At 57.9% G+C, this 9,996-nt stretch carries 11 protein-coding genes; 3 read left to right on the top strand and 8 right to left on the bottom strand.

Annotated elements, in window-relative coordinates:
• The 7 genes from WC026_RS16665 to WC026_RS16635 all read right to left on the bottom strand — a co-directional run.
• Positions 1-1,191: complex I subunit 5 family protein (locus WC026_RS16665; protein WP_372712132.1), on the bottom strand; the 1,191-nt coding region annotated here is incomplete at its 3' end.
• Positions 1,188-1,529: a sodium:proton antiporter gene (locus tag WC026_RS16660; protein WP_372712131.1), complete on the bottom strand. Its 342-nt coding sequence runs from the start codon at positions 1,527-1,529 to the stop codon at positions 1,188-1,190. The genes WC026_RS16660 and WC026_RS16665, both read right to left, overlap by 4 nt.
• Positions 1,526-2,464 carry a hydrogenase subunit MbhD domain-containing protein gene (locus tag WC026_RS16655; protein ID WP_372712130.1) on the bottom strand — a complete coding sequence of 313 codons (939 nt, stop codon included), beginning with the start codon at positions 2,462-2,464 and terminating at the stop codon, positions 1,526-1,528. Before WC026_RS16655 ends, WC026_RS16660 begins: the two co-directional genes overlap by 4 nt.
• On the bottom strand, positions 2,461-2,769 hold the full coding sequence (locus WC026_RS16650) for a cation:proton antiporter (RefSeq protein ID WP_372712129.1): 309 nt from the start codon (positions 2,767-2,769) through the stop codon (positions 2,461-2,463). The genes WC026_RS16655 and WC026_RS16650 overlap by 4 nt, the downstream gene beginning before the upstream one ends.
• A complete protein-coding gene (locus tag WC026_RS16645) occupies positions 2,766-3,032 on the bottom strand; it encodes a monovalent cation/H+ antiporter complex subunit F (protein ID WP_372712128.1) in 267 nt (88 codons plus the stop codon). Before WC026_RS16645 ends, WC026_RS16650 begins: the two co-directional genes overlap by 4 nt.
• Positions 3,025-3,537: a Na+/H+ antiporter subunit E gene (locus WC026_RS16640; RefSeq protein WP_372712127.1), complete on the bottom strand. Its 513-nt coding sequence runs from the start codon at positions 3,535-3,537 to the stop codon at positions 3,025-3,027. Before WC026_RS16640 ends, WC026_RS16645 begins: the two co-directional genes overlap by 8 nt.
• Before the next feature lie 79 nt (positions 3,538-3,616).
• The gene (locus tag WC026_RS16635) at positions 3,617-5,071 is read right to left on the bottom strand and encodes a GntP family permease (protein WP_372712126.1); all 1,455 of its coding nucleotides are present in this window, start codon (positions 5,069-5,071) and stop codon (positions 3,617-3,619) included.
• A gap of 430 nt (positions 5,072-5,501) precedes the next feature.
• Between WC026_RS16635 and WC026_RS16630 the strand changes: the two genes are divergently transcribed.
• The 3 genes from WC026_RS16630 (at position 5,502) to WC026_RS16620 (ending at position 8,657) form a co-directional block, all read left to right on the top strand.
• Positions 5,502-6,527: a patatin-like phospholipase family protein gene (locus WC026_RS16630; RefSeq protein ID WP_372712125.1), complete on the top strand. Its 1,026-nt coding sequence runs from the start codon at positions 5,502-5,504 to the stop codon at positions 6,525-6,527.
• A gap of 186 nt (positions 6,528-6,713) precedes the next feature.
• On the top strand, positions 6,714-6,839 hold the full coding sequence (locus WC026_RS16625) for a hypothetical protein (RefSeq protein WP_372712124.1): 126 nt from the start codon (positions 6,714-6,716) through the stop codon (positions 6,837-6,839).
• A gap of 69 nt (positions 6,840-6,908) precedes the next feature.
• A complete protein-coding gene (locus tag WC026_RS16620; protein ID WP_372712123.1) occupies positions 6,909-8,657 on the top strand; it encodes a metallophosphoesterase in 1,749 nt (582 codons plus the stop codon).
• A 45-nt stretch (positions 8,658-8,702) separates the two neighbouring features.
• Here the strand turns inward: WC026_RS16620 and WC026_RS16615 are convergent, their stop codons facing one another.
• Positions 8,703-9,695, bottom strand: coding sequence for an AI-2E family transporter (locus tag WC026_RS16615; RefSeq protein WP_372712133.1), 993 nt, complete (start codon positions 9,693-9,695; stop codon positions 8,703-8,705).
• Between the last annotated feature and the right edge of the window lie 301 nt (positions 9,696-9,996).

Raw genomic sequence — 9,996 nt, 5'->3', positions numbered from 1 at the left:
AGCCAGAACCGTCAGCGGCAACGCTCGCGCGACGCCACCGAGATCGTCGATGCGGTCGTGTCCCAGGGATTGCGCTATCAAACCGGCCGCCATGAACATCGCGGCTTTGGCGAAGGCATGCGACACGAGCTGAACCCATCCGCCGGTCCAAGCCGTGGCGCTCCAGGGACTTCCTTCGAACCCAACGACGAGTGGGAACAGCAGGAAGAGATAGCCGATTTGCGCGACGGTCGAGTAGGCAATCAGAAGTTTCAATCGTTTCTGACGGAAGGCGACGATGCTGCCGAATAGAATGGCCGCCGCGCCCATCGCACCCAGGACCTGCGCCGCCGCCAGACTGCGCGAACCGGGCAGGACATCGAACCAGATTCGAATGATGAGAAAAAACGATCCCTTCACGACCAAGGCGGAAAGGATTGCGCTTGCAGCAGGCGGTGCGCCTGCGTGGGCCGGTGGCAGCCAGAAATGCAGCGGAAAGAGCGCCGTTTTGGCCAGCAGCCCCGCCGTCATCATCGCGACCGCCAAAGAGACCGCAAGTTCGGGGCGGATACGCTGATGCAGAAGGACAATATCGAGCGTTCCATAAGCGCCGTAGAGCAGCGCAACCCCAAGCAGATAAAAAATCGATCCGGCGAGCGCGAACAGAAGATACCGCAACGCAGCCGTGATCGCTTCGGCGCGCCCCGATAAGGCGACGAGAGGAACGGCGGCAAACGTGAGCAGCTCAAGTGCCACGTAAAGATTGAAAAGATCGCCGCTGAGAAACACGGTGTTGAGCGCCGCCCATACCGCGAGCAGCAACACCCAAAAGACATAAGGCGCGCGTGCTTCAAGTCCATCGCGCGGCGTCGCGAAGTCGGCGCGCGCATAAAATGCTGTGGCGGCGATTATCAGCGCCGTCGTCACCAGCATCACGGCCGAAATGCCGTCCGCGCGCAGCGTTATTCCGAGAGGCGCCGCCCAATTGCCTAAAACGTACGCCAAGGGCTGAGACGTCGTCCAAATATTGAACAGGATTGCAAATCCGATGGCGAGACCTGCCGCGACGACGGCAAATGCCGTGCGTTCGGCATTTCGCCCTCCCACAGCGGTTGCAATCAGAACGCCGCCAACAGGTACGACGATCGCGAGAACCAGCAGATATCCCTGTGCGCTTGCGGCGTCCAAACTGCTCGCGGCATCCGCGATCATCCCTCGGCTCCATCTGAATGCGGTTGCTCAGAGGATTGGGATGTGAGCGATACACGTCCGGAGACTTCCGACAGCCTCACGACGAGTGCGACAGCGAGCGCCGTCGCCGAAAACGCAACGACAATGCCGGTGATGACAAGCGCCTGAGGCACGGGATCGCCAAAATATCCGGCCGCGGCCCCTCTGCGCGCGACAACGCCGAGCACGAGGAACACGCCACCGCCGAGGAGATTGAAGCCGAGAATCTTTCGCAGCGGATGCGGATCGGTAATCAGTTCGAACAGGCCAAGCCCGATTAGTATCGCACCACATAGTCCGAACAGCGTCGCCGAAGTCATGACACGCCTCCCCTCTGCGGCGGTCCGGCGACCAGCATGACCAGCGTCGCGGCAACCGCGATCGTCATCGGTATTTCGACGGCAACGATCAGCGCTTTGGCGTAGTCGGGCGGATAAGCGAGGAATGACCCGGCAATTCCAAAGCCCGCAAATCCCAGCAGCAGAAAAGCGCTCGCGCCAGAAACGAGCGTCAACCGCAGGCGATCGTCATTTGTCCGGGGCATCCGCGTGAGACCAGCGACAATTGACAGCATCCACATCGCAGCGAGCATGGCGCTGGCCTGAAAAGCGCCGCCTGGGTTATCGGCCCCAGTCCACAGCATATAAATGGCGACAAGGACTCCAATGGGCGGCAGCGTCTGCGCCAGAAATTTTAGCACACCGTCCGGGTCGGAATAGCGCCAAAGGACAGGAGTGCCGCCCCAGTCCCGATCCGCCGCCAATGACCAGCACCCAACAAGCGCCAACACCAGAACGACCTTCTCCAAAAATGTATCGAAAGCCCGATAAGCAAGAAGAACGGCCGTCACCGGATTGCCGACACCGACAGCCGGCAACCCCGCCGAGGCTTCCGGAGCAAGCGTCGGCGCCGGTTCCGGCAGGGCAATAATGACCAAAGCAATTGCGAGCGAGATAAAGGCGCAGAACAACCCGGCGATGAGACGGAATGATTTGTTTGCCGATTGTGCGGTATCAACGGTCGATATTCGCGAAAGCGTGCGCAGCAATAGCGCCCCCGTCACGCCGCTGCCGATGGCCGCTTCCGTCAGCGCGATATCGATGGCCCATAAGCGAACCCAGACGAGGGACAAAAGCAGCCCGTAAACGACGAAACCGATGACGGCTGCGAACGTGCTGCGAACGGCGACGATCCAGCCGGCGACGAACAGGATAAGAATTGCCAAGCCCACATCGACGATAAAAGCAACCGTCATGCTCGCGGCCTCTCCTGCTGCGCCAATCGGGCAATGAGCTGAGAGGCCGTTGAGCTGGAGAACTGCACAAGAATCCAGACACAGACAATTTTGAGGGCGACCATACCGCCGGCCCACGGCAGAAGTCCGAGCGCCACAAAACCGAGACCCAGATTGTCCGCCTTCGTCAACGCATGCAGACGTGTCAATGTATCTGGAAACCGGATAAGACCGACGGTGCCGGCGAGAAAAAAGAAAGCGCCGAAGGTGACCGTGACGATCGTAAAAATGTCTCGCGCCAAGAGTAAGATCATTGCCGATTTCATTCCTGGTCCTGTCGATCGCCAGAACTGGTGGCGAACGCGATCGAAGCGAATGCGGCGAGCAGCGCCAGCGCGAGCGCGACATCGATGATTGCAGGCTCGCTCACAGCGGTCGCCATCAATAGAAGCGCTGCGATGCCACTGGTTCCAAGAAGCTGCGCCGACATCATCCGGTCAGCCAAGGTCGACCCCTTCAGCACGCACACAAGTCCGAGGATCAGAAGACCCAATACGAAAGCCGCGACCGCGAAAAGAAAGTTATCCATCGTTTTGCACCGCTCCTGCCGCCGCACGAAAGAGACTGGCATCCTTGGAAAGCTGTTCGACGACCGGCTGACGCGTATCAAGGCAGTGAATGAGAACATTGCCGGTTGGATCGGATTTCACCGGCATGGTGCCGGGCAAGAGGCTCGAAAGTGCGCAGAATGCGCTTCGGGCGGGCCCGGCTGAAATGGGGCAAGAAAACTGGACATAACCCGGATTAAGCGGGAGCTTCGGATCAAAGGCGCGTCTGGCGACATCAAAGCCCGCGATGACGGACTGCTGAAAGAAATGCAGCATGAACTTGAGCAAGGGCAGCAAAGACGGATGAGTCGTGGCCGGGGGTAATAAGAAAAGGCTGACCCAGGTCGCCATGATCGCGGCAAAAACACCAACGGCGAAATCATTCCGATCACCCAATGTCAGGATGACCCAAAGAACGAAGAACATCGTTCCTCGAATAGCGGCGCTTCTCCAGAAGTTTGACGCGTCGGACGCAATGTTAGTCATGCAAGCAGATCCCAAACGGCGGCATCTAGGGGTTCGACGCCTTCAGAAACCCAAATCTATCGTCGTCTCTCGCGCCTCCTCAGAACGAGCCGAAAAGCGAACCCAGGACAATGACCGCCACGAGCGCGACGACCGCCCCGACGATCGCAACCATTGCGAGATCGCGGTAGCTCTCGCGATGGCTCGTGCCGCATACGGCAAGGAGTGTCACGACGGCACCATTATGCGGAAGACTATCGAGCGTGCCGGCGCTGATAACCGCGACACGGTGCAAGAGTGACGGATCGATGCCCGTTTCCGATGCAAGACGCACGAAGGTTTCGCCCAGTGCATCGAGCGCAATCGTCAGGCCACCGGACGCGGAACCCGTGAGGGCGGCGAGGATGTTGGTAGCTAACGCAAGAGAAACAAGCGGATTAGAGCCAATCGATAGCACCCAATCGCGGACAACGGCAAAGGCCGGAAGCATGGCAACGACGGCGCCGAATCCGACCAAACTCGCGACGCTGACCGCAGGCAAAACCGACGCATTGGCTCCTGCGTCAATGCTTGCGCGCAGATTCGGCAAACGCTCCCGATTGATGACGATGAGAAGGGTCGTTGCGGTTGCGAGCGCCACAACGACCGACCAGACACCCGCCACTGCGGAAAGGGACGTCGATCCCCACTTGTCTTCAGCCAAAAACGAAAAGTCGAGCCGTGGCAGGACCAGCATCGCCATCAAAAAGTTGACGATCACGACTGTCGCCAATGGCAGAGCCGCCAGCGCAATGGGCGGAAGCGTCTCGCTCGCCTGGCCGTGTTGAAGTTCTGCGGTATCGAATTCGCGCGAGCTCGTTGCACGTTCGCGGATGAACTGATCATCCGCGACGCCATCTGCCGGAGGCGTATTTGCGCCGCCGTACCCCTCGCCCGCGCGTTCTGCAGCGGCCTGACTGCGCTTCAGCCACCACATGCCGAACGCCAGCATGATGCCGGAGGCAATGATACCGAGAATGGGCGCGGCGAACGGTGTCGTTCCGAAGAAAGGCATCGGAATAGCGTTCTGGATTGCCGGAGTTCCAGGCAATGCCGACATCGTAAACGTCGATGTTCCGAGAGCGATCGCCGCGGGCATCAAACGGCGGGGAATGTTTGCGGCGCGGAACAGATCCTGCGCCATCGGAGCCAGCACGAAAAAGGCGACGAACAGGCTGACGCCGCCGTACGTCACCGCAGCGCCCGCAAGCACGACGGCCAACATGGCATGAGACGGGCCCATGCGTTCGCTCATGTAACGCGAAATCGCCCTGACGGAACCGCTATCGTCCATCAGTTTGCCGAACAGCGCACCGAGTAAAAACAGCGGAAAGAACTGAGCAAGAAACTGCGCCGCGCTGCCCATGAACGTCTGGGTCCAGTGCGCAAGAAGCGGTTCACGCGAGAAAGCTGCAGCGATGAGCGCCGCTGCCGGTGCCAGCAGAAGAATGGTCCAGCCGCGATATGACAGCCAAATTAAGAGACCGAGACCGACCAGTATTCCCAGCAAACCCATTACGCGGTACTCGGTTCAAAAGCACATCGAAATCGGCAGGCGGGAAAAATCATGGAAAGGTGCCGATCACCCAAGCCGCCGAAAGGGATTAATCTCTAGGGCTGTCGTGAATTGCGTTTCCCATCTTACCAGATGATCTCGTTTCGGCATACGTTCCATTTTTCGCGAGCCGATGCAATTGATCGTCGTACAGCGGTTAATGGCAGTGCAATGCTTGCATTTACATGTGCCGCGCTGCCCGTCATTCGTATGCATCTCGGAGTATGTAAACTGCCGCGCAGAAAATAAGCGGTATCCATATTGATTGAATGTATAATGCGGATGGCAATCGTGCTGCTATTACGCCGACATAACGCAGAACGCATTTCTTCGCTCGTCTCCGGCGTTAAATCCCGGCTCCATCTGTTCGCTGTACGCAAAGAGGTACAACGTGTCCGTCAAGCGCGATGTCGTACTGGTTGACTTGGCGCTGCAGGGCGGCGGATCTCACGGCGCTTTTACCTGGGGCGTGCTTGATAGGCTGCTCGAAGAGCCCTGGCTTAAAATAGAAGCCATATCGGGAACGTCGGCCGGAGCCATGAATGCAGCCGTATTGGCTGACGGCTGGACGTCTGGCGGAGCCGAAGGAGCGCGCGCGGCACTCAACAACTATTGGCAGCGCGTTTCGCAAGCGGCGTCGTTCAGTCCATTGCAGCGATCGCCGCTCGACGTGATGATGGGACGCTGGGCGCTCGACACGTCTCCGGCGTACGTAGCGATGGATTTGATGTCGCGTGTGCTCTCGCCCTACGATCTGAACCCATTGGGCCTCAATCCGCTGCGCGGCATCCTTGCCGAAAGTATCGGCTTCTCGCGTCTTCCGAGTTCACCGATCAAACTATTCGTGACGGCAACCAATGTCCGGACGGGACGCGGGCGGATATTTCGAAACGCTGAAATTACTGCCGATGTGCTGCTGGCCTCTGCCTGTCTCCCGACAGTCTTCCAAGCGATTGAAATCGATGGCGAGCACTACTGGGACGGCGGCTACGCAGGCAACCCGACGATTACACCACTTATTCGTGAAAGTGATGCAATTGATACCATCCTGGTGCAGATCAATCCCCGGGAACGGTCTGAGCCGCCACGCACCGCAAGCGATATTCTCAATCGGCTGAATGAGATTTCGTTCAACTCCCCTTTAATGAAAGAGCTGCGCATGATTGCGGTTCTTCGTCAGGTTGCCGATCCGGGGAATGGCGAAGGGGCCCGCTGGGCAAGGATGCGGACACATCGAATTCTGACCGACATGCTCGCAGATTTGGGAGCGTCATCCAAGCTCAACGCCGAATGGGCGTTTGTTTCTATGCTGAAAGAGCAGGGTCGAAAGAGCGCCGATGAATTTCTTGCCGCGCACGGCAATGATATCGGTGTGCGCTCGAGCGCCGATCTCGACGTGCTTTTGGCAGAGTGTTGATCGCGTGGATGCAATCGTTAGAAGCGCCTCAAATTTCTTGATGTCTTGCCATTTTATCAGCATTCAGCGGATCGCAAAGAAAAGCGCTTGGTCTCCTTGCTCATGAATCCCCAAGAGCGCCGAGCCCGTTATCCGACTATAATATCGATCAACCTGAATTTACGAATTCGACAGGGGAGGGCCGAAATGGTGCCCACTGGTCGTCGGTTCGACGGCCATGGCCCGTTGCCGAAGCTCGTGCTCGGTGCGATGATCGAGATCGGGATGGAAGTCCTAAAGACTGTCGGTCGTCACTCAGAAGCCGCCGCCTGAACCTCTACGGCCGTCCCAACTTTAGCTCGCGGGTCTCCCGAGCGACGTTCACTGGTAGAAAGGAAAACGATGCGCCCGATCGTCGACCCGCGTCAGGGTGATGTCGAGGACGACGCATCAAGCACGAAGCGGCGAACCCTTATCTCGTTGGCCGGCAGCCTGCTGGCCGAAATCAGCATCCCAAAACTAATTGCTGCCTGGACAATGCTGATCATTCTACCGGCGTTGTTGCTGGGAGTAGCTCCCCTCTTCGCTTCGATCTGGATCAGCACCGTATCAACGAAGGCGGCAATGCTGTTTACGGGGCTATTGCCGCCTTTGCTATTGGTCATCCTCGTCGGCATCGGCTGGTTTGGCGGCAAACCGCTCTGGCGACTCATCGAGACGAACTTCTGGTCTTTGAACGCGCTTGCCGTCCAACCCGTTTATGCTGTTTCGCGCGAAGCCTTGCGTCAGCTCTCGGAATGGTTCTTGCCAAAAACGACTGATCAGCACACACGAAATCTGGTGCGTGCGATCAGCGCCGCGGCGTCCGGCATATTGATTTGCGGTGTTTCGATCTGGCTCGTCACGCTCGCTTGGCCCGGCTCGCGCTGGACTGGCTCGCTATCCCATCTTTCGTCACTCTCTACACTCACGCACGTCGCGCTCCACAACAGCGTGGTGATCGTAGCCGCATATCTTGCCGTCGCGGGCTTGGCCTGGGGCCTCGCGGATGCGGCGATGATTCAGCCGTGCGATCTTACGAATTTCGCCACTACGCCCGCCGACGGAAAAACTTGGCGTGTGGTCCATCTTTCCGACATTCATATCGTCGGCGAAAGATTCGGCTTTCGTATCGAAGGTGGCCGCTCCGGCCCACGTGGCAATGGGCGGCTAGAATTATTGTTCGCCGAGCTCGACGCCATTCATGCGCGCAATCCTCTCGATGTCATCCTCATTACGGGGGATATTACTGATGCCGGACGTTCGTCGGAATGGGCGGAGTTTGCCGAAGCATTGAAACCCTATCCGCGCCTAGCGGAACGGATGATCATACTTCCCGGAAACCACGACTTGAACGTGGTGGACAGAGCCAACCCGGCCCGCCTCGATTTGCCGACGAGTCCCAAGAAGCGGCTGCGCGAGGTTCGTGCGCTTTCGACGATGGTTGGTCTACAAGGCGACCGCGTGCGCGTCATCGATGACAAAACCGGCAAACCGGAAACTCTTCTGAAAGACTATCTCCAAGCTCATGTTACAGAAATCGCGTCTTTTGCCGATCGCGGATCGATGGCCCTGACATGGACATTGGCGAACTTGTGGCCGCAAGCTTTTCCAATGGTGTTGCCGCCTGAGAGTGACGATAGTCTCGGGGTCATCCTTCTAGATTCAAATGCACAGACGCATTTTTCGTTCACCAACGCGCTCGGCCTCGTAACCAGGGAGCAGATGAAGGCCGTCGAAAAAATCACCGCGCACTTTCCAAAGGCAAAATGGATCGTGGCGCTCCACCATCACGTCGTCGAATATCCCAAGCCCGCAAAAGCGCTGTCGGAACGCATCGGAACCGCGCTGGTCAATGGAACGTGGTTTGTCCGTAAAATGCAGCAGCTCTCAGGGCGCGCTATCATTATGCATGGCCATCGCCATATCGATTGGATCGGAGCGTGCGGTGAACTGATTATCGTATCCGCGCCTTCTCCTGTGATGGATGTGACGGACGAACGCGACACCTATTTCTACATTCACACGCTCTGCGTTGACGCCAAGGGCCGCCTTAACCTGCTGCAGCCGGAACGGATCGTTTTACCGGGACAGCCGATTGCGGAGGCCTAGAGCAAGTTTACGTATGGATATGCGTCTGCTTAAGTTGAATTTGCTCTAGCTCGGGTCGCCGAAAAGATCCGCGACCCAGCGAGTCGAGGGATGCTCCGCGCAAATCGTAAGAATGGCGATGGCGATTGGCACGCCGATGAAGGCGCCGGCGAGTCCCCACAGGTACGTCCAGAAAAAGACCGCGAACAGAACCAGAAATGGTGAAATCGAAAGCGCGTTACCGACGAACCTCGGCTCGAGATAGCTACCAACAACGAATTGGATGACGTTAAGGCAGATAAAAACGAAGAGCACCATCTGCCAGGACTCGAACTGCGCCACGGCGAAGATAGTCGGAAAAACGGTCGCGATCAGCGGGCCGATGAACGGAATGAAGTTGAGCGCGAACGCCGTGACGCCCCACTCGGCGGCAAGTGGTAGTCCGGTAAGGAGCGCGAATGCCCAAATCAGAAAACCCGTCATGACGCTCATCAGCGTCCGGACAAGCATGTACCTGCGAAGTTTGATGGCGGTTCTTTCACCGCCCGCAAGCAAGATCTTACCGAGCTGTCCGTGCCGCCAAGTCCGGAGTTTGGCTGTTGTTTCGTCAACCTCCAGCAGGCCGAGAAGAACATAAATGAAGACGATCACAAGGAAGCTGATCGCCGTGTTGAGGCGTGCAGAAACCTGCTGAACCAAGCGGATCAACTGATCGACGCTGAAATAATCTGCCCAAAGCCCTGCAACAGTAATTCCGTGGCCATCGAGCCAAGCCGTGAGCGAACCATAAAGTTCCTGAAGCCTCGCGGCATCGCTGATGACGAAGCGGCCAACCCGGCCCGCAGCCCAGGCCACAAGAGCAGCGAAGACAATGACCACCAGCATGGTCGCGGCCATCGTCACCGCGAGTGCCAAAAGGCGCGGAAGGTTCGCCTGCAATCGACGCTGCAGCGGCCAAGCTATCGCAATAATGAACAGGGCAAATGCGAGCGGCGCGAAGACCGATTCTGCGATCGAAAGTGCGCCTGCGATCAGGACGGCCGCGCACACGCCGAGCATCGCGAAGGATGCACGGCCGTATTGCGATCGGGAAACGGGTTCAGGAACGGTCACGACAAAAGTGTGAGCGTACGGCCATCGCCAGTCAAGATGATCTTCAATCTATATCGTCCGTGCGAATAGCGATCGAGACGGGAATTAAGGTTGGGTCATACAATTCGAGTCATCGCCCGCGCCCTATTGTCAACGCCGGAGAGAATGTGCAGCAGATTTCCGGAGCAAAAGTGCAGCACCGACGCCAGCAAGAAGGCCCCCGATATCGGGGGCCTTCTTGCTTATGGAGCCTTATTGCTGCGCGGTT

It is taken from the genome of Hyphomicrobium sp., assembly GCF_041674905.1.
In the GTDB taxonomy this organism is placed as follows: domain Bacteria; phylum Pseudomonadota; class Alphaproteobacteria; order Rhizobiales; family Hyphomicrobiaceae; genus Hyphomicrobium_B.
Note: the sequence above shows the minus strand (reverse complement) of the source record. Positions and strands in the feature narration are given on the sequence as shown.

Excerpts from the sequence above, each read along its gene's own strand:
- WC026_RS16660 (WP_372712131.1), bottom strand. The coding sequence starts at position 1,529 with ATGACTTCGGCGACGCTGTTCGGACTATGTGGTGCGATACTAATCGGG.
- WC026_RS16655 (WP_372712130.1), bottom strand. The coding sequence starts at position 2,464 with ATGACGGTTGCTTTTATCGTCGATGTGGGCTTGGCAATTCTTATCCTG.
- WC026_RS16650 (WP_372712129.1), bottom strand. The coding sequence starts at position 2,769 with ATGAAATCGGCAATGATCTTACTCTTGGCGCGAGACATTTTTACGATC.
- WC026_RS16645 (WP_372712128.1), bottom strand. The coding sequence starts at position 3,032 with ATGGATAACTTTCTTTTCGCGGTCGCGGCTTTCGTATTGGGTCTTCTG.
- WC026_RS16640 (WP_372712127.1), bottom strand. The coding sequence starts at position 3,537 with ATGACTAACATTGCGTCCGACGCGTCAAACTTCTGGAGAAGCGCCGCT.
- WC026_RS16635 (WP_372712126.1), bottom strand. The coding sequence starts at position 5,071 with ATGGGTTTGCTGGGAATACTGGTCGGTCTCGGTCTCTTAATTTGGCTG.
- WC026_RS16625 (WP_372712124.1), top strand. The coding sequence starts at position 6,714 with ATGGTGCCCACTGGTCGTCGGTTCGACGGCCATGGCCCGTTGCCGAAG.
- WC026_RS16620 (WP_372712123.1), top strand. The coding sequence starts at position 6,909 with ATGCGCCCGATCGTCGACCCGCGTCAGGGTGATGTCGAGGACGACGCA.
- WC026_RS16615 (WP_372712133.1), bottom strand. The coding sequence starts at position 9,695 with ATGCTCGGCGTGTGCGCGGCCGTCCTGATCGCAGGCGCACTTTCGATC.